Origin of the sequence: Halomicronema hongdechloris C2206 (assembly GCF_002075285.3) — a bacterium.
Taxonomy (GTDB): Bacteria; Cyanobacteriota; Cyanobacteriia; order Phormidesmidales; family Phormidesmidaceae; genus Halomicronema_B; species Halomicronema_B hongdechloris.
Genome location: NZ_CP021983.2, coordinates 1,422,037 through 1,441,828, shown reverse-complemented (window position 1 = coordinate 1,441,828; position 19,792 = coordinate 1,422,037). Strand labels below are relative to the sequence as shown.

At 58.1% G+C, this 19,792-nt stretch carries 12 protein-coding genes and 1 tRNA gene; 7 read left to right on the top strand and 6 right to left on the bottom strand.

The window, feature by feature from the left end:
- Positions 1–282: 282 nt before the first annotated feature.
- On the bottom strand, positions 283–1,311 hold the full coding sequence (locus XM38_RS06535) for a pentapeptide repeat-containing protein (RefSeq protein WP_080807571.1): 1,029 nt from the start codon (positions 1,309–1,311) through the stop codon (positions 283–285).
- Positions 1,312–1,603: 292 nt separating this feature from the next.
- Between XM38_RS06535 and XM38_RS06530 the strand changes: the two genes are divergently transcribed.
- The 5 genes from XM38_RS06530 to XM38_RS06510 all read left to right on the top strand — a co-directional run bounded on the left by XM38_RS06530 (position 1,604) and on the right by XM38_RS06510 (position 7,213).
- Positions 1,604–2,539, top strand: coding sequence for an NAD-dependent epimerase/dehydratase family protein (locus XM38_RS06530; protein WP_088431553.1), 936 nt, complete (start codon positions 1,604–1,606; stop codon positions 2,537–2,539).
- A gap of 309 nt (positions 2,540–2,848) precedes the next feature.
- Positions 2,849–4,396, top strand: coding sequence for a sulfatase (locus XM38_RS06525; RefSeq protein WP_088429351.1), 1,548 nt, complete (start codon positions 2,849–2,851; stop codon positions 4,394–4,396).
- Between the two features lie 370 nt (positions 4,397–4,766).
- Positions 4,767–5,603 (top strand): prolipoprotein diacylglyceryl transferase, encoded by an 837-nt coding sequence (gene lgt, locus XM38_RS06520; protein WP_080807568.1) that lies wholly within the window; start codon positions 4,767–4,769, stop codon positions 5,601–5,603.
- Positions 5,604–5,864: 261 nt separating this feature from the next.
- Entirely contained in the window at positions 5,865–6,515 is a 651-nt protein-coding gene (locus XM38_RS06515) for a TIGR04282 family arsenosugar biosynthesis glycosyltransferase (RefSeq protein WP_080807566.1), read from the top strand.
- On the top strand, positions 6,482–7,213 hold the full coding sequence (locus XM38_RS06510) for a TIGR04283 family arsenosugar biosynthesis glycosyltransferase (protein WP_080807563.1): 732 nt from the start codon (positions 6,482–6,484) through the stop codon (positions 7,211–7,213). Before XM38_RS06515 ends, XM38_RS06510 begins: the two co-directional genes overlap by 34 nt.
- A gap of 486 nt (positions 7,214–7,699) precedes the next feature.
- Here XM38_RS06510 and XM38_RS06505 read toward each other — a convergent pair whose 3' ends face one another.
- Positions 7,700–12,889, bottom strand: a complete 5,190-nt coding sequence (locus XM38_RS06505) for a tetratricopeptide repeat protein (protein WP_088429349.1) — start codon at positions 12,887–12,889, stop codon at positions 7,700–7,702.
- 398 nt (positions 12,890–13,287) lie between these two features.
- Between XM38_RS06505 and XM38_RS06500 the strand changes: the two genes are divergently transcribed.
- Positions 13,288–14,802: a hydroxysqualene dehydroxylase gene (locus tag XM38_RS06500; protein ID WP_088429347.1), complete on the top strand. Its 1,515-nt coding sequence runs from the start codon at positions 13,288–13,290 to the stop codon at positions 14,800–14,802.
- A gap of 491 nt (positions 14,803–15,293) precedes the next feature.
- Here XM38_RS06500 and pstA read toward each other — a convergent pair whose 3' ends face one another.
- The 4 genes from pstA to XM38_RS06480 form a co-directional block, all read right to left on the bottom strand.
- Complete coding sequence (pstA, locus tag XM38_RS06495; protein WP_088429345.1) at positions 15,294–16,124, bottom strand: phosphate ABC transporter permease PstA; 831 nt, start codon at positions 16,122–16,124, stop codon at positions 15,294–15,296.
- Complete coding sequence (gene pstC, locus XM38_RS06490) at positions 16,121–17,062, bottom strand: phosphate ABC transporter permease subunit PstC (RefSeq protein WP_202978994.1); 942 nt, start codon at positions 17,060–17,062, stop codon at positions 16,121–16,123. The genes pstA and pstC overlap by 4 nt, the downstream gene beginning before the upstream one ends.
- A gap of 34 nt (positions 17,063–17,096) precedes the next feature.
- Entirely contained in the window at positions 17,097–18,182 is a 1,086-nt protein-coding gene (gene pstS, locus XM38_RS06485) for a phosphate ABC transporter substrate-binding protein PstS (RefSeq protein ID WP_080807555.1), read from the bottom strand.
- 83 nt (positions 18,183–18,265) lie between these two features.
- The gene (locus XM38_RS06480) at positions 18,266–19,477 is read right to left on the bottom strand and encodes a metallophosphoesterase family protein (protein WP_080807551.1); all 1,212 of its coding nucleotides are present in this window, start codon (positions 19,475–19,477) and stop codon (positions 18,266–18,268) included.
- Positions 19,478–19,619: 142 nt separating this feature from the next.
- Here XM38_RS06480 and XM38_RS06475 point away from each other — a divergent pair.
- Positions 19,620–19,691, top strand: a tRNA-Gly gene (locus XM38_RS06475).
- Positions 19,692–19,792: the final 101 nt, after the last annotated feature.

Below are 19,792 nucleotides of genomic sequence, written 5' to 3'. Positions count from 1 at the left end.
TGTCCTAACAGTGGGCATGACCTCTTTGCTAGAGCACCATCTGGTGATTCCAGCCATATAGTATTTCCTTGCGGGATGAGGTACAGCCTGCCTCCCGGGATCAAGGAAGTTCATGGTCAGTCGTGTACCTCACTGGCCTCAAAAGCGCTGTAGCCGTTAATCAATCCACGTGCAGGACTCTTTCGGCGTTGTCGGGAGAGTCTTGCCAGCTTATGGCCGTCAAATTTGTGAAAGCCTGTCGGGTTCTGGATGTCAGCACTCTTGAAAGAATGCTGGCAAGATTCAGTCATGGATAGTGCCATCTGGCATGATGGTACCGGTCAGAATAGTGCTGGTTAGTTTCACCATGACCTTGCCCCCAAAGCCCACCTTGGCGCCACTGAGATCGGCACCGCTGAGGTTGGCGCCACTGAGATCGGCACCAATCAGGTCGGCCTCTCGCAAGTTGGCGTGGCTGAGGTCGGCTTGCAGCAAATTGGCCCGAAAGAGTTTGGCCCGGCAGAGATTAGCCCGATTCAGGTTGATCTTGTGGAGAAAGGCATCACTGAGATCGGCGCCGCTCAGGTTGGCATTACTGAGATTACGCCCGGAGAGGTCCTTCTCCCGTAGGTTGGCGCCACTGAGATCGGTGCCGCTTAGGTCGGGATTTTGCTGGCGAGCCCGGTAGGCGTTGTAGGCCTGTTGGGACACATTCTGCTGGGATGGGCTCTGCCGGTGGCCGCTACTGCTGGTGCTGCTGGCTGCCTGGGAGCCATTGCTGCTAGATGAGTTGCCGTTAGAGCGCTGACTAGAGTACTGACTGCCATTGGTACTCCTGCCATTGGGCTGACTCTGGTGGGTAGAGCCAGGGCGGTAGGGATTCGTATAACCGGAGCGATGGCTGCTGTAACTATTGTGGCTGCCAGGATAGCCGTTACGGTAGCTGTCGGTATATCCCGGGCGATAACTGCTACTGGAGCCACGGGTATAGCCAGCAGAGCGATAACGGTTGCTGTAATAGGAAGCGGCTGGCGGCCGATAGGCGTCACTGCGCGGATAACCTGACGCCTGGTTCCCATGGCTATTGCCGGAGGCGCTGTAGGCATGGGAGCGGACCCCGCCTTTGGTCTTGTTGTGGGACCTCAATAGGTCTCGGGCCTGATTGAGCTGCTTGATTTTCTCCTGGGCCTTCTCTAACAGGCGGGTATTCTCTTGGGGAATACGATCGGGATGCCAGATAAACACCAGATCCTTATAGGCCTGGTTGATCTCCTCTAGGGAGGCTCCCGGGTGTAGATCCAGGACTCTGTAGGCGTGCTCAAGCTGATGCATGCTAGACCTTATGTCGACGCCAGACCGCTCAGGCCCGCAGAGCCAGAGTCAATCCCTATTCTAAACCTTGTCCAAATCCAGCTACGGGGGGTGCCTCAGGGGCGATGACTCATGTCGAGCCCAACTATCTCGAGCTGAATTTAGGATAGGAACGAGTCACCCACTGGGGCAAATGGCCAGGGGATATGGCCCTAGCTTACGAGACATTTTCCCAGGGGAGCCGCTTTTTAACATCGAATTCCAGGATCGGCCCGTCTTAAGATAAACATTGATTACACGGATGGAGGGTCCCATGCGGATTTTAGTAATGGGGGGAACGCGGTTTATCGGCGTCTTCCTGACTCGGCTGTTAGTCGATCAAGGCCATGAGGTGGTGCTGCTAAACCGGGGCAATCGGCCCGCTCCTGTGGCTGGGGTGGAGCAGATTCGATGCGATCGCAAAGACACAGATGCCCTGAAGCAGGCCCTTAGCGATAGCCGCTTTGACGCCATTTTCGACAACAACGGCCGAGAACTGCAAGACACACAACCGCTGATAGAAATCTTTCGAGATCACCTACAGCATTTTGTCTATGTCAGCTCCGCTGGGGTGTACCAGAAATCCGATCAGATGCCCCACATAGAGGGAGATGCCATTGATCCCAAGAGTCGTCACCGGGGCAAGTTTGACACAGAAGTTTACCTCGCCGAGCAAGGGGTGCCCTTCACGGCCGTGCGTCCGGTCTATATCTATGGTCCCCAAAATTACAATGACTTAGAAGCTTGGTTCTTCGATCGCATCGGCCGGTCGCGGCCAATTCCTATTCCCGGCCACGGTATGGCCTTGACTCAGTTAGGCCATGTCCAGGACCTAGCCCGGGCCATGGTGGCTGTCCTAGGCAATGCCAATGCTGTGGGCCAGATCTACAACATCTCGGGGGAAAAGGCCGTCACCTTGGATGGCCTAGCCCGGGCCTGTGCCCGGGCTATGGGTCGAGATCCCGAACAGCTGCAGCTGATTCACTATGACCCCAGTGCCTTCGACTTTGGCAAGCGCAAGGCATTTCCGCTGCGGTTACAGCATTTCTTCACCAGTATTGCCAAGGCCCTTACTGATCTGGATTGGGAACCCGAGTTTGATCTGACAGCTGGCCTCAAGGATGCCTATCAGCGCGATTACCTGCCGTCGGGCCGGGAGCAACAGGACATCGACTTCTCCATCGACACGCAAATCCTCAGCCAGCTATAGGCTGGGCCAGATATAGCGTTGGCCAGTCAGCTTAGGACATGGCTGATCGCCCCATGGCCCACTCTAGGCAGGCTGACTGGCTCGCCACCGCACAAAACATTGTGGCAGTGGCTATAACTCAGGGCCAGATGAGCTTAGCGACACCACCGCACATCGGCGCCAGCAGTTGCTATGGTTGAAAGAAATTCTCAATAATTCCGTGGCTCTCAGCCGCCGATCCAGGACAGACTGGACCCTGCTCCGGTAGATTAAGGGGCAAGGAAGCCCTGACAATCCTTTTGTTGCGTCCCGTCCGTTGATCTCAACACCATGTCTCAATCCCGTCCCGATATCTTATTTCTGGTCCTCGATACCCAGCGTGCCGATCGCCTGTCCTGCTACGGGTATGACCAGCCCACCTCTCCCCATTTAGATGCATTTGCGGCCGATGCCACCCGGTTTGCCAATGCGATCTCAGCCGCCCAATGGACAGTGCCCTCCCATGCCTCCATGTTTACGGGGCTTTACCCGTCTGAGCATGGCATGGTGCAGTCCTATTCGGTATTGTCACCAGAGCTGACCCCCTTGGCCCAACGGCTGCAAGCGGGGGGCTATGTCACTGCCGGGTTCTGTAACAATCCTTTGGTGGGCGTGATCAACAACGGCCTGCGGCGGGGGTTTGACAGCTTCTTGAATTACAGTGGGCTGCTAACTTCTCGGCCTAACCAGGCGGGCACCTCACCGGGGTTGGTGGGGCGATATCGACAATGGTTTAAGCGCCAACTGGCCCAGGTGTTGAATCAGATCCAGGATGCCTTTGCCCGCTCTGAAACCCTGCTGGCCCTTTCCTTCACGCCGCTGATGGTGCCACTGTGGCAAACGGCCCTGAGTTTTAAGGGGAATACGGCCAAATCCTTAGAAGATACGGCTAATTTTCTGATTAATCGGCCCCGGGTTGCCGCTGATCAGCCGGTGTTTGCCTTTGTCAACTTGATGGGCACCCATATGCCCTATCATCCTCCCCGGTCTTATATCGAGCAATTTGCTCCCCATGTGCTGGCTGACCGCGAAGCCCAGAGTTTCCTGCAGCGATTCAATACGGATGTGTATGGCTGGTTGGCGCCGCTGACGGGCGCCCTCGATGAGGAGCAAAAGCAGACTCTCGATGGCATGTATGACGCTGAAGTGGCCCATCAGGATGCTTTGTTGGGGCAGTTCTTCCAGCGGTTGCAGCAGGCGGGGCGCTTGGACAACACCCTGGTGGTGATCTGTGCTGACCATGGGGAGCATCTGGGGGAAAAGCAGTTCATGGGCCATAGCCTGTCTATCTACAATGAGTTGATCCGGGTGCCGCTGATCATTCGAGATCCGGCGGCTCGATTAACGCCGGGTACGGTGGCCGAAGAGGTGGTCTCGACGCGACGGTTATTCCATACGGTGTTGGTGGCGGCAGGATTGGCCACGGCGGCAGAAGCCACCCTGGAATTGGCCCAGACTACTGCCTCTGGGGCGGATCAGGTGTTTGCTGAGGCGATTCCGCCTCAGAATGTGGTGAATTTGATGCAGCGGCGACAGCCCCAGTTGGTGCAAGAACGGGGGTGCGATCGCACCCGTCGGGCCATCTGGATGGGGCGGCACAAGCTGATTGACACCGAAGGACAGGGGGCGGAACTCTACGATGTGCTAGAAGACCCCACCGAAGACCTTAACCTGAGTGCCATCTTGCCGGAGAATGTGGAGGTGCTGCAGGACTATCTGCAGGCCTTTGCCCAGCGGTCCTCAGTGCCGGTCACCGTGACCGCCCCCGAGCGGGCCAATAATTTTGAAGATCCGGAAGTGCGTCGTCGCTTAGAAGAGTTAGGGTATCTGGAGGATTGAAGCAGGAGATGGGTGGAACAAAGGTATTGTCGATCAGGGGCAATGGCCCCTGATAAGACTACGCTTATCTTGGTAGCTCGAGGTGCTCGCCCGAGGGGATTTCGTTCCCTCGGACCCCGACGACCAAGGCAAACCGCTGGTGGTGAGCTTGCCGAACTACCGCCCTGGACCCCGCGGAAAAGATGGTCGATCAGCCGTTGTAGATCGCGTCGCATCGGCAAGGCAGCAATGAATTTTGAATTTTGAATTTAATTCTGCCTTCTGCCTTCTGCCTTCTGCCTTCTTACTTCCCCCTCTCCCCTTCTCCCTTGCTGTTCTCCATTCTCCGCCCTCCGTCCTCCATTCTCCGTCCTCCGTTCTTCGTCCTCCCATGTACCCACCTGTTGACCCTATCATCGTTGAAATCGGCCCGTTTGCCCTGCGCTGGTATGGGCTGCTGATGCTGATCGCGATCCTGGCGGCAGCTCAGATTGCTAGCCGCGAGGTAGAACGGCGGGGTGAAAATAGCGATAACCTCTGGGACATGCTGTTCTGGATTCTAATTCCAGGCTTCATCGGCGCCCGGCTGTACTATGTGTTTATTCAGTCGCCGCGGGGCGCTGGCGGATTGGGCTACTACCTAGACAATCCCGCTGAAATTTTGAAGATCTGGGGCGGCGGCATCCATATTTTCGGCGGCTTCATCTTTGGCGGTATCGCCCTTTGGCTATTCACCCGCATGCGTCGCCTGAAGACGCCCATTTATCTGGATGCGATCGCATTGAGTCTGCCCTTGGCCCAGGCCATTGGCCGCTGGGGTAACTTTATTAATCAGGAACTCTACGGCCCGCCGACTACGTTGCCCTGGGGATTGCGCATCGACCCAGATCATCGCATTCCTCCCTACGACAACCTAGCTCAATATCCCGAGAGCATCCGATTTCAGCCCCTGTTTCTCTATGAATCCCTGTGGAATTTTCTGGGCTTTGCCTTACTGTTCTGGATTTCCCGCCGCTTTCAGAAACAACTGAAGCCAGGGGATATCGCCCTAGGCTATCTGATCTGGTACCCTTTGGGGCGCTTTTTCATCGAGTTTCTTCGGACCGATTCCTGGTTTTTCCCCGGCACCCCGTTTAACGTGGTGCACATTCTCTCGGCCCTGGCCGTGATCGGTAGCAGCTTGGCCCTGTACTGGCGACATCGTTCCACTAAACGAGTAGATGCCTGAAAATCAGGTGTTATTCAGGCGTTATTCAATAGAGGTGTGGAGCTGAGGTAATTCGGTAATACTCCACCAGTTGCTACCCCTCCAAGAATTTTCAGCCTCCTCTCAGGGAGACTTAACCTACCTAACAGCCTGATCCAGCAAGGTAGTTACATAGCCATCTGCGGCATCCTCCTTGTGATCCTATGAGCTGGTCCCTGAGCCTTGAATACTGGTACATGTTGCCGCTATCGGTGCCGCACCCATTCACCCACTCTGAGTTCCATGTCATCCGCTGATTCCAGCTCTACTGGCCAAGACTGCCTGTTGATCTTTGCCCGTTATCCCCAGCCGGGCCAGGTCAAAACCCGTTTGATTCCGGCCCTTGGTCCTGTGGCCGCCAGTGACCTCTATCGCCGACTGGCCGAGCATACCCTGGCCCAAGGTCGTGCCCTGAGCCGGTATCGACCCCTATCGATTACGCTGTGGTTTACCGGGGCAGATGCCGCCGCCATGACAGCCTGGTTAGGAGCCAATATCGACTATTGCCTCCAGCCTGAGGGCGATCTGGGATACCGATTGCATTGGGCTTTTGAAGCCGCCTTTGCCCAAGGCTATCGCCGGGTCATCGCCATCGGCACCGATTGTCCGCAGCTGGATAGCTCTCTGTTAAATCAGGGCTTTCGCGCCCTGGATCACCACGAGCTGGTGTTGGGGCCGGCCACCGATGGCGGCTATTACCTAATTGGCCTACAGCGAGCCGTCGCCGCGTTATTTCAGGGGATACCCTGGAGTACGGCGGCAGTGCATCAACAGACGGTCGCCGCCGCCGAGCAGCTGGGACTTAGTCATTGGCAACTGCGCTCCCTCACCGATGTGGATACCCCAGAGGATTTAGACATTTGCAACCAAATTCTGTCGACGCCTTCCCCTTGACGGCTGCCGATTCTTCTAGGCCCCTGATTTCGGTCATCATCCCCACCTTGAATGAGGCCACTAATCTGCCACCCCTGCTGAAAACTGTGCAGGCCGCTGCCCAGGTGGAGGTGATCGTGGCCGATGGGGGCAGTCAAGACGACACGGTGGCCGTGGCCCGGGCAGCCCAGGTGCAGGTGGTGGCGTCGCCCCCAGGACGGGCGCGGCAGATGAATCGAGGGGCAGCCATGGCCCGGGGGAAGGTTCTGTTGTTTCTCCACGCCGATACCTGGCTGCCCCAGGGATTTGAGCAGCTAGTGCCAGCCACGCTGACGCAACCGCGGGTGGTGGCCGGGGCCTTTGAGCTGGCGATCCAGGGATCGGGCTGGGGATTGCGCTGGGTGGAATGGGGCGTGAAGCTGCGATCGCAGCTGCTGCAACTGCCCTATGGCGATCAAGCCCTGTTCCTGAGGGCAGATCGTTTCCGAGAGCTAGGCGGCTTTCGCGACTTGCCGATCATGGAAGACTTTGAGCTGGTGCGCCGACTGCGGCGTCAGGGCCGCATCGCCATGGCCCCGGCTGCGGTGCTGACCTCAGGTCGCCGCTGGCAGACTCTGGGCACCTGCCGCACCACCTTGATTAATCAAGTCATGATTGGGGGCTATCTCCTGGGCATTGCCCCCACCACCCTGGGGCGCTGGTATCGCCAACAAAGATAATCTGCAACTCCAGCCAAGTTTCAGTCACTGCCACCTACAGCAGTCCCGACATTCCGGGCACACCCTATCGATACAATCATTGCCAGCATAGCACCAGAGCCCGCTCTATCAGCAGCTGTTTCGTCCCTATGGGCTTGAGCACGGCCTGGTGGCCCCGTTGATTGGGAATGGTCGGGTCATCGGTGGCGTCTACTTTTTGCGGGGTAAGGACTATCCCGCCGCACATATCCCTGACGAGGCTCACTCTCGGCGCGACGTAGGATCATGCCACAGCCACGCCCGCTGAGCTCATCAAGATCGAAGCTATTGACTCCCGGCACCACAGCCCTTGGAGACACGGAGCCAGGAGTATCGGTGGGAGCTCCAGAGGGCTGTCCGTGAGGGGCGCACGCAGTCATCAGGCTCAGCAAGAGAAGGCTAATGAGACGATCGTAGGGTGACATAAGCATTAAAGCTATCGCAGATGCGAGCCTATCCAATGCCAGACTATAGGCCATTGCCGATGAGAATAAACGGTGCCCAATAGTAGGGGTGGCTAAGGGACGATCGCTTGATAGGACGGCCCGTGGCGGTGCCGATGATCTCAATGGTGCCACGCTCGATTCCCAGCGAGTCTAAGTCATTGGTCAATAGGGCCACCTGCGCCTGTTGCAAGGCGTCGGCTTTAGTGAGGCCTTGCCGCAAGGCTGCATAGAACGCGTTCATCAACACCTGGGTACCCCCATCGCTAACCTTCCAGAGAGAGGCCAGGGTAGCTTGGGCTCCAGCCTGCTCTAGGCGATAGCCCAGGCCGAGAATTTCTATCCCACTGCCTAGATCAGTACTGCCCACAGCCGTTTCACAGGCACTGAGCACCACTAGTTCAGTATTCTCTAGCTGCCATTGACGGTCTATGGTTTGCAGATTAACGATATCGCCATTCCCAAAGAGAATGAAGGATTTAGTCGGGGCACCGTTGACGAAGGCAGCATGGGTGGCCAAATGGACAATGCCATAACGGGTCGATTCCTCCATGATGGCAGGGGTAAAGGCCTGATTGAGCAGCACCTCTACCGATTCCATCTGCTGCTCAAGCAACTGCACCTCAGTGGCAGTGGCAGGCAAATCGCTGAAGGTAAAGGTCTGCTCTCCCACGTCGACCGTAAAACTACACTCGGCACAGGCTGCTGCCAGTAAGGGCCGCTGCTGCTGTTGAGGCTGCAGATTCAGATCACTCAGGGAGGCAGCCGTAATGTGGCTGATGCTAAAGCGCCGAGCCACGTATTGCTCGCCGTCGTGCAGAGCGGCTAGCGGGATGTAGCGTAAGGGGCCATCGGGGGCATAGATAATCGATTCGATGCCCGCCTGTTGCAATTGCTCAGCTAGGGGAGCCATCAGCCAGCCGTAGAGTTGCTGTGCCAGGGGCTCAATGTCGCTGGTGGGGGACTTTAGGGCTTGGCCAAAGGCCACGATGGCCCGATTTAGTTCTGCTGACGACACCGCTACCGGATAGCGCAGCGGTGGTCCCTCGGGCAGCACTAGCACTAACTCTAAGCGCTCCTCCAGAATCAGGGGATAGAGCACTGCGGTCTTTTGGGGCAGGCGCTGCAGATTGTTGACCAAGTCTCGTAGGTTGTCAGGCTCTAAGTTTTGACCGCGGGTGCGGCTGCGAATGCGATTAACAGTGGCCTGCACCTCAGGATCATCCAGGAAGGCATAGAACCAACCTTCGGCCTGGTCACGTAATGTCCGTAATTCTTCCAGTCGCTGCTGTTGGGCCGAGGTACGAGCATCAGGAGGAATCGCCGTGAGGCGCTCTAGTTCGGCGGTCTGGGCCAGGACCTGGTCGTAGAGAGCCAACAGGTCTGTTTCCACCTGCCAAAAGTTGACGCCAGCTGCGGTCTGAGCATTGCGCTGCAAGTCGTGGAAATACTCATCCAACTCTTGCACCTTGAGTAAATCCAGCACTTGCTGTGCTTCCGGTATCCGGTTCTGTTGCAATAGCAGATCGGCTAGGAGGCGATAATCATCGGCGATGGTGCGGGTATAGGACTGCTGTAGTTCTGGATCGAGGCCGCCCAACTGACCGCGAATGGACTCCTGCACCTCGACAGCTTCTTTGAGAAAGACAATGGCAAGTTCAGGCTGCTCTTGCTGGGCTAGAATCTGCCCAATCTCAGCCAGCGTTTGGGCCTGATTGGGGCGAGCGCCCAGGTCGCGATAGCGTAGCAGGGCCTGCTGCAGCCAGTCTAGGGCCTCTGGCTGGTTTTGGGCGGCAGCGATCACCCCTAGCCCCAGCCAACTGGTGGCCATGCGGCCTTGGGCACCGATGCGCTGTTGAATCTCGAGGGCCTGCTTGAAGCTTGACTCAGCCGCCGCGTAATTGCCCAGGCGCTCTTGCACGAAGCCAATGCGCTGTAGGTCATAGCTTTCGCCAGCCACATCGCCAATGGCGCGATCGATGGCTAGAGCGTGTTCATAGGCTTGCAGGGCTTGCTCCGGAGTATCCTGCTGCCGGTAGATATTCCCTTGACTGCTGAGAGCGCCTGACTCCCCCTTGCGATCGCCCATAATCCGAAACAACTCTAGCGCTTGCTGGATATAGGCGAGGGCTTGGTCATACTGACCTAAGGCGCTGTAGGTGTTGCCCAGTTGCACTAGAGCATAGGCTGTATTTTTACGATTATCAATCTCCTGAGCGATGGCGAGGGCCTGCTGCTGCGCCTCAAGGGTTTCGGTATAGTTGCCCTGGGCTCGGTAGTAGGTGCCCAGATTATTCAAACCAGTAGCTTCATTGGAACGTTCACCAATCTCTTGGAAAATGGCTAGAGATTGTTTGGCGTAGTCAATAGCTTCGGTATACTGCCCTCGTTGGAAACTGAGATGACCCAGGTTATGCAATCTATTGGCTTCTTTAGGTTTAAGCCCCATGGCTGCATCTAGCTTGAGGGCATCTCGGTACAGCTCCTCGGCTCGGTCGTAGTTTCCTTGGCTGGAGTAAACCCCGGCTAGATTGTTGAGTACCGAGCTTTTCAGGGGTCGTAGCTGCAGCTCCTCGACTAGATCCAGGGCTTGGTTGAAGGTGTCTAACGCCGTTAGGTATTGCCCTCGCTCAGAGTAAATCTGGCCAATGTTATTGAGGCTACGGGCAATGTCTTCCCGGTCACCAATATCCTGGCGAATAGTCAGGGCTTGCTGGTGAAACTCCAGAGCCTGGGGGTAATTACCGCGATTGGTATATACCGTAGCGATATTATCCAAAGCTATGGCTTCTCCGTCTTTATCATTTAAGCGATTTCGGATAATAGCTAGAGATTTTTGATAAAGCGTTAGGGCGTCTTGATAGCGCCCTTGGCTGTCATAGACCAACGCTATATTGTTAAGAGTTGTGCTCTCTAGATGCCAGGTAAGCTCAATACAACCCTGACGCTTTGCTTCTAGTAGCGTGGTGTCTAACCGTTGCTGCTGAGCAACTAAATCTGGGGATAGGGAGTCATCGTCATCGTCCGCCTCATTGAGAGGAACATAGGAACACAGTCGATCGATCTGCTCTGCCGTTTCGAGGGTGTCTAAGCGGCGCCGCAGCTCGCGGGTCAAATCAAGGGCTTGGTTATGGGCCGCTAGGGCGCTGTCGTAGTCTCCCAACTTAGTGTGAATGCTGCCCTGGTTATTGAAGAGGATTGACTCCCAGGACAGACTACCCTGGCTGCGGGCCAGGGGTAACGCCTGTTCATACATGGCCGACGCCTCTGCATAGTTGCCCAGATCGCCATGGGTGCTGGCCAGACTGGTCAGGGCGATGAGCCTTAGCTTGGCATCGTCGAGTTGATTGGCGATGGCCACCATGGCTTCCTCGACCGCTAGGGCCTCATGGTACTGGCTGAGGCGGGTATGACCTTCGGCGATGGGTATGAGCCCCAGAAACTCCTGCCTAGGACTGGCAGTTTGCCGAATCACAGATAATCGCTGTTGGTATACCGCTAACGCCTCGGTGTAGCGATATTGATCTGCGTAGGTCTTGGCGATGCCGTAATAGAGCAGGGAGAATAGTGTCTGCTGTTGCCAGTCGGCGTCTACTCCTGAGGAGAGAGCCGCCTCTGCCCTGGTCTGAGCATGCGCTAATCCCAGCTGAAAGGCTGCCAACGCCTGCTCGTAGTGGCCAGCTTGTTGATGCTGTGCGCCCAAGCTGTGGTAGGCGTTAGCGAGGCCTGAAAGTACCTGCTGCTGCCGCTCGGGATCGTCAATTTGTTGAGATATCGCTAAATTTTGCTGCCAGTGCTGAATCGCCTGATCGTATTGCTCTAGGGCTTCGTAGGCTTGAGCCAGGGTTCCATGGGCCTGAGCAACATTGAGGCGGCTCTGCTTGGCGATGCCGCTAGCCAGGTCTTGGAACTGTGAATCTACATCTGAGGCTACTGCAACGGCGGCTTGGGCAGAGGATACTCCTGCCTGATAGGCGGCCAGGGCATTGGCTTGCGCCTCTGCATCGGCGTGTAATTGTCCCTCTGCAGAGTAACCTCGCCCCAGCATGTGATATCCATGCCCCATGGCCTGGTAGTTCAGGGCTATGGCTGAGTGAATCAGCACCATGCCGTCAGACCATTCTAGGGTGTCAGCCAGCTTTAGGACCGGCTGCGCCTGGTCAATGGCCGGTTGAGCTATGTCAATGGCCTGCCTGGCCGCTGCCTGAGCGGCAGCCACGTCTCCATCTTCTAGTTGTGCTAGTGCCTGGGCAGCGGACTCTTGGGCGGTGCTTGCATAGGCCTGTAAGATTCGAAATTGCTGCTTGGCTTTGATCGGTAAATTTTCCAGGCGCTTAGTGACGGCGAAGGCCTGGCGTAAATGACTGACCGTGGCGTCAAGCTCACCTTGGTCCAGAAATAGATTGCCCAGCTGAATCAGGGCGGTGCTCTGCAAGGCCGGATTAGTAATCTCATGGCCGATGGTAATGGCTTGCTCAAGGTGAGTAATTGCGGTGTCAAGTTGCCCCTGAGCTATATGGACACGGCCCATCCAAGCGTAGGTATAGCCGCGGTAAAAGTCTGCTTCTAGGCGAGCTAGGTCATCAGGAGTAGCAGCAGCATCTAGCAGGGCTAACCCTTGGTTTAGTCGGTCTAATCCGGCTTGATACTGCTCTTGCTGAATCTGTAAGACGGCGAGTTCTAGTTGGGCAATGCCTGCTTGAGTGGGAGTGTCGAGGGATCGATATGATTCGATTGCCTCCTCTAGCGCCTGCTGCGCTGATTCGCCATCGCCTGCGGTTCGATGGATCAACCCCAAGACTGTCAGGGTCTTGGCCTCCCCTAGGGGATCTCCAACATCGCGGTAGTAGGCCAACGCTTGCTGGGCCTGGCTGAGGGCCTGCTGGGGACGTTCTAACCAGGCTTGGGTGCGTGCGATCGCAACCCAAGCGTCAGCCTGCTTCCCCGCCTCAGAGGCAGCTTGATACTGTTGCGAGGCCTGCTCTAGGCTGGCCAATGCCGTCAGCAACTGCCCCTGGTAAAAGGCCTGTAATCCCTGCCGCCGCAGTTGAGCAGCTGCAGATGTCTCTGCCAAGGATTGACGTTCGGCCTCGGTTACCTCAGGCCTCTGGGCGGCTGCTGGGACCCCCGCCAGCCCTGGGAAAATAGCCAGGCCCAGCACCACTGCTGGGCCCATGAGACGGCGATAGCAAAGCTTTCCGCAAGAAGCGGGCATGATAGATCCTCACTCACCTCAACACCCTTGAGTCGCTAGACAGATTATTGTGAACGGCCATTAAATTGGTCAAGGTACTGCCCTGCCGTACATCCAACTGGGGGCATTAGGCTGCTAGTCGCAGCAGCCGTTGCCGTTTGTCTCCACAGCCATTGCAATAGGTGTTATCTCTGAGCATCTCTGCCCTATGCACTTAGCATCGAGGCGCTGCTGTCACCCCTTGACAGCCAGCACCATCAGCCAGCACCATCAGCCTGCTGCCGCTCAGGCGGGGATGAATGCACTGTTCCTAGCAGGTGTCCAGCAGTACGGATGGGGACCACCTGGTCGCCTCCAGCGGGCTGGCTGCCATCTCAATTCGTTAGCTTAAGCAATGTCCCGATTCACTGAAAATTGCCATGGTTCATTCTTCCTCGTCTAGGCCCAAGGTCGTGGTGGTGGGAGCCGGTTGGGCTGGGTTGGGGGCCACCTACCATCTGGCCCGGCAGGGTTATGACGTCACACTGCTAGAGGCAGGGGCGGCTCCTGGTGGTCTGGTAGCCGGGTGGACAACCGCCCAGGGGCGGCCGGTGGAGGCGGGCATCCATGGGTTCTGGTATCCCTATCGCAATATTTTTGCCCTCACCGATCATCTGGGCCTGCAGCCGTTTACGCCCTGGACCCGCTCGGGCCAGTATTCCCCCCAGGGCTTGGAGGTGGAATCGCCCCTATTTCAGGCCATGCCCTATCTGCCCAGTCCCCTGGGCACCTTTGCCTACACGGACTTTAAGCGGTTACCGCTGTGGGATCGGCTCTCGGCCCTGCCGCTACTGCAGGCGCTGATTGACTTCGACAATTCCGACCGGGCCTGGCGAACCTACGATCGCATCACTGCCCGGGAATTATTTCGCCAGTATGGAGTGTCGGCCCGCCTCTACCAGGACTCTTTCGAACCGATGCTACTGGTGGGCTTGTTTGCCCCGGGGGAGCAGTGCTCGGCGGCGGCCGCCCTGGGGATGCTCTATTATTTCATCCTGGCCCACCAGCCGGATTTCGATGTGCGTTGGTGTCGGGGCACGGTGGGGGAGACCATCTTTCGGCCCTGGGTGCAGGCCATCGAGGCGGCAGGGGGGCGCCTGTTGGCGAATCATCGGGTGAGTGACCTGGTGGCGGGTCACGATAATCGCATCACCGGGGTGGTCTGTGGCGATCAGGTGTTTGAGGCCGATGCCGTGATCTTTGCCGTGGGCATCACTGGCATGAAGAAGCTGGTGGCCAATTGTCCGGCCCTACGCCGTCGCCAGGAATTTCGTGATGTCAGTAATTTGGGGGCCGTCGATGTGGTGGCGACGCGGCTGTGGTGCGATCGCATCATTCCCATTCCCCATCCCTCCAACGCTTGTTTCGGCTTCCACCCCACCACCGGCTGGACCTTCTTCGACCTCAACGCCCTCCACGATCAGTACCGCGATGCTGCAGGCACCGTGGTCGAGGTCGATTTCTACCATGCCAACCAACTACTTCCTCTAGATGACGAGGAGCTGATTCCCCTGGTCAAACGGGACCTTGCCCGCTGCATTCCCGCCTTTGGCCAGGCCCAGATTCTCGATCACAGCGTCATCCGCATTGCCCAGGGGGTAACCCACTTTGCCCCTGGCAGCTATCGCTACCTCCTCCCCGGCACCACCAGCTTCGACAACGTCTACATGAGCGGCGATTGGATCGTCACCCGCCATGGCTCCTGGTCCCAGGAAAAGGCCTATGTCACTGGCCTGGAGGCTGCCAACCGGGTGATTCAGCACCATCAACGGGGACAACCGGCCGACATTCTGCCGGTGATTCCCGATGAACCCCACATCCAACTGGCCCGTGGGCTCAATCGCTATCTGCGCCAGGGGCTGGATCGCTTGGGACCGCTCCCCTGGTTGCCCTAACAGGGAGGGGGTAGTGCAGGCTTTAGCCTGTGTAGGTTACTACTCTGGATACGCTGGCAGGGCGTGTTGCTCGGTGGCGATGGCTCACGATAAGACTGCACTTAATCGTGTAGCTCGGGGTGCTCACCCGGGGGAATTTCGCTTCCCCCGGACCCCTACGACCAGGGCAAACCGCCGCCCTGGACCTGCGGAAGGGCCTGTCGGTTGGTCGTTCCAGATCGCGTTGCATCGGCAAGGAGGCGATGGACTTTTCTGCCTTCCGCCCTCTAACTTCTGCCTTTTCCGCGCTTCCCCCGGACCCCTACGACCAGGGCAAACCGCTTGTGGTGTTCGCAAAGCGGCTCCACAGGAGCAACGGAGTCGAACCGCTGCCCTGGACCTGCGGAAGGGCATATCGGTGAGTCGTGATGGATCGCGTCGCATCGGCAGGGATGCGATGGACCTTTCTGCCTTCTGCCTTCTGCCTTCTTACTTCCCCCATCCCCCCTCCACTAATTCCCCAAACCGATATCAGGATCCACGCCGATGCACCCCCACCGCAGCAGCAGGTTGGTGATGAACACCAGGGTGATTAGCATCAGGGCCGCGGCCCAGGCCAGTTCTTGCTGGGCCGGAAAGGGCGAGGTGGAAAAGTCGTAGATTAAGACCGCCAGGGTGGGGGTGGGTTCCAGCCAGCCCTGGGGCCACAGGGAGGAATTCAGGGCGGTGAAGAGGACTGGGGCCGTTTCTCCGGCGGCCCGTGCGATCGCAAGCAGCAATCCCGTGACAATGCCGGGGAGAGCCTGGGGCAGCACGATCTGCAGCACCGTTTGGGCCTCGGAGGCCCCCAGGCTGGCGGCGGCCCAGCGTAGATCCTGGGGAACCCCTTGTAGGGCCGCATCGGTGGTCAGCACCAGGGTGGGCAGCATGAGAATGGCCAAGGCCACCCCGGCCATGGCCGAGAATCCCAACACCCCAGTCACCACCAACACACCATAGGCGACCATGCCAGTAATGATGGAGGGCACGCCGCTGAGGATCCTGGCGGCTCGACGGATCCACCGAGTCAGGGGAGTATCACCGGCCAATTCCGAGAGGTAGACCCGCAAGATGCCCACGGGAGCCGCGATCAGTGTGGCCATGCCAATCACCATCAGCGTCCCCAGAATGGCGTTGCCAATGCCACCCCCCTCTAGCCCTGCGGCAGGGGGCAATTGCGTCACCAGGGCGGCATCGAGCCGATGGCATCCCTGGCTGACCCCATAGATCACAATGGCCAGCAAGGGCAGCAGTGTGAGCACCGTGCAGGCTGCCGCTAAGGCCGTGAGCACAAGGCCTGTCATCGTCGGGAGCGGTGGTGGGCACCCCTGACGATCCAGTCAGCCAGCAGATTCACCAGCAGGCTGCTGATCAGCAGCAGCACTAGACCCGCATACATCAGGGCCGAGATTTGCATACCGCGGGCTTCGGTAAATTGGTTCACCAACAAGGAGGCCAGGGTATTGGCCGGGGCCAGCAGGGAGGGACTGAGCTGGTTAGCGTTGCCGATCACCATAGTCACGGCCATGGTCTCGCCCAGGGCCCGCCCCAGAGCCAGCAAAAATACCCCCATAATGCCGGCACCAGCAGCGGGTATCAACACCCCCAACAGAGCTGACCAACGACTGGCCCCCAGCGCCGCCGCCGCTAACCGCAGCTCCAGGGGCACTGCCATCAGGGCATCCCAGGCAATGGCCGTGATCAACGGCACAATCATGATCGCCAGCACTATCGCCGCCGGTAGTAGGCCGGGGCCAACCGGCGGTGTGCTGAAGAGGGGCATCCAACCCAGGTGGGTGTGCAGCCACCAGCCCAGGGGCTGCAATCTTGGAATTAACACCACCAACCCCCAGAACCCATAGACGACGCTGGGAATCGCCGCCAACAATTCCACCAGGCTGACTAGCCGCCGCTGCAGGGGCAGGGGCAAGAAATCCTCACTCAGAAAGATGGCGCTGCCCACCCCCACCGGCACCGCCAGCAATAGGGCTAGGCCGGAGCTGGCAGCCGTCCCTATGATCATGGGCAAGACGCCAAACACCTGCTGCCCTGCCACCGGATCCCAGACCCGGCCCGTGAGGAAACTCAGGCCATAGGTCTGTATGGCCGGTAAGGCGACTATCAACAACGTCAGTGCGATCGCAACCAGCAATCCCGCCACTGCGATCGCACTGGCCTGAGCCAGCACCACAAAGGCTCGACTCCCGAAATGTTGAGCCCGGCGATGCGATGGCCCTCTCAATGCCGGAACCTCTAGACGAGTCAAAGTCACTGCATCAATCCGCCGTGATCGTCTCCAGTGCCGCCATTACCCGCTGCGTCACAGACTCTGGTAGCGGCACATAGCCCAAGTCTTCACTCACGGCTTGCCCCTCCGTCAGGCTCCATGCCAGCACCCGCCGCAGGGCCGTTGCCTTAGCCGCATCGGCATAGCGCTGAAACGCCAAAATCCAACTGTAGGTCACAATCGGGTATGCCCCAGCCATCTCCGGATCGGGCAGAGTAATACGCAAATCCTCGGGCAAAGTGGTGTTATTGATCACCACTGCCGCCGCCTCGGCACTGGGGGCCACATAGTCACCGGCTCGATTTTCCAAGGCGGCCACCGGCATGGCCAGCTGCTTAGCATAGCTGTACTCCACATAGCCGATGGTGCCCTGGGCCTGCTGCACCTGGGCACTCACCCCCGCATTAGACTTAATGCCAACGCCTGTGGGCCAATTCACACTGAGGCCAGCTCCCACCGTCTCTCGCCACTGGGCATCGACGGCGCTGAGGTGCTCCGTTAGGGTGGCGGTGGTGCCACTGCCATCGGAGCGGTGCACCACGGTAATCTCTAAATCCGGCAGGGTCAGCTCAGGATTGGCAGCGGCAATCTGGGGGCCAGCCCAATTGGTAATCTCCCCCAAGAAAATCTGGGGATAGACCGACCGCGGCAGTTTCAGGCCCGACGCCACCCCCGGCAGGTTATAGACAATGGCCACACTCCCCGCCGTCACCGGCAGCAACACCACCCCCTGCTCCACCTGGGCCATCTCCTCATCGGTCATGGGGACATCACTGGCGCCAAAGTCGGTGGTGCCTGCCATCACCTGCTGAATGCCCACCGCACTGCCTGTGGGCTGATAGTTCACCTGCACCTCGGGGTGCTGCTGGCTATAGTCACTGAACCAGCGCTGGTAGAGAAATAGGGGAAAGGTAGCGCCAGTGCCTAATAACGACACCGGCTCCGATGAGGAAGCATCAGCGGCAGGAGGTGGTGCCTCGGGGGACTGGGGTTGGCAGGCCACCACCCACAGCAACACCATGAGCATCAGCACCCCCAGGCGGCGCCGCAGGGGAAATCCGACAGTTATTCGCATTGCTACGCTATCAACCAATGGTGTACCATCATCGGCCGCTAGGGTTAACCACCGCCTAAGGTAGGGTAAAGGCCGGCTAAAGCTTAGGCCCTACACAGGGCAGCCTCCAGTTGCTTTTCACAGGTGTTGCGCTCCGAGGCACTGAGGTCATCCATCTCCACATCCCGCCGCAACACCATACCGTTGTGGCCAGTTAAAAACCGAGGCAACTGCTCCATCTCAATCAACTCCAGGGTCTGCATGTTGTAGGTGGTATAGGTGGTCACCTGCGGTGAGTCGAAGCGGATGTCTAACACGGTCAGGGCTTTCCAGGGAGGCAGATCGCCGTCGATCAGAGGCCGGGGCCCAGAGCCGAGAATGCCCATGTGCAATAGCTGCATGCCGTGCTTGTGGGCAGGGTAATAGGCGTGATGGTGGCCGCTGATGTAGGTGTGAACGTCGTACTTTTCCAGCATTGCCCGCAGGGCATCGGCATTGTCCATCACCTCAGCCGGTTCATTGCGCCCCACCGCCACCGCATAGAGGGGCAAATGTCCCAGCAAAATCCGCAGTTTCGCCTGCTGGGCTGCCTCGCTGGCCAGGGCCTGCTCTACCCAAGCCAGTTTCGCCTCGGGAATATGGTGGGAAGACCCATCCCAGGCCAGAAAGAAAATGTCGTTGAAGATAAAGGTGTAGTAGAAGGGAAATTCAAACCGATCGATGAACTTCACCCCCGGGTCGTGGGCCGGATCGTCCCAGTAGGCGGCGGCGATGTCTCGCTCTTTTTGAAACAAAAAGGTATTACCCACCCCTCGGGCACTGGAGGCGTCATGGTTGCCGATGGTGAAGCCGTAGGGGAGATTGGCCCGACGCAGGGGCGCGGCAATGTGCTGGTCGAAGGCGGCCCACATGGCCTGTAGGCGGTCTTCCGGCAGGCTGATATCTTGCCCGGCCACCATGTCGCCGCTACACACTACCATGTCCGGTTGCCAGAAGGGCAGCAGGGCCATGGCTTTGTCGACTTCGGGGTCATAGTCAGTGGCACCATAGATACCGTTCAGGTCGCTGATGACTACTAGCCGCACGTCACCTCGGGGTGGATCGTATAGCCCCTGCGGCCCAGCACTGGCGACGATGGCAGCGGTCTCGGGTGGTAAGGCTGCCGGCTTAGAGGCAGACGTATCCGTTGCCTCAGAGAGTACTGCCGTCTCAGGGGCTGATGGGGGAGACGTCACTACGGTGCGCTCACAGGCCCCTACGACACTAATCACAACCCCCAGTATCAGACCCAGGAGAAACCGCCACGGATGCCTCATGGTTAGCCAGTGGATCACAGCTCTGTTATCCTAGAGCATTGCCTGGTCACGCCCGTGTCATCTACCTCACCTGTCAAAAGCCCCCTGGCGACCGCGATATTTGTCGGCAAATCGTCTTATAATAGGCGTTCAACCCCAACCCGCGGGTGTAGTTCAGTGGTAGAACGTCAGCTTCCCAAGCTGAATGTCGACGGTTCGAGTCCGTTCACCCGCTTTCAAACTTTTTAGCCTCAAACACTCTTCAGGAAACAGTTTCAGCCATCATGGTGTTGATTGATTTCCCGGAGAATGGTGGAGAGGTTAGGTCACTTTGGG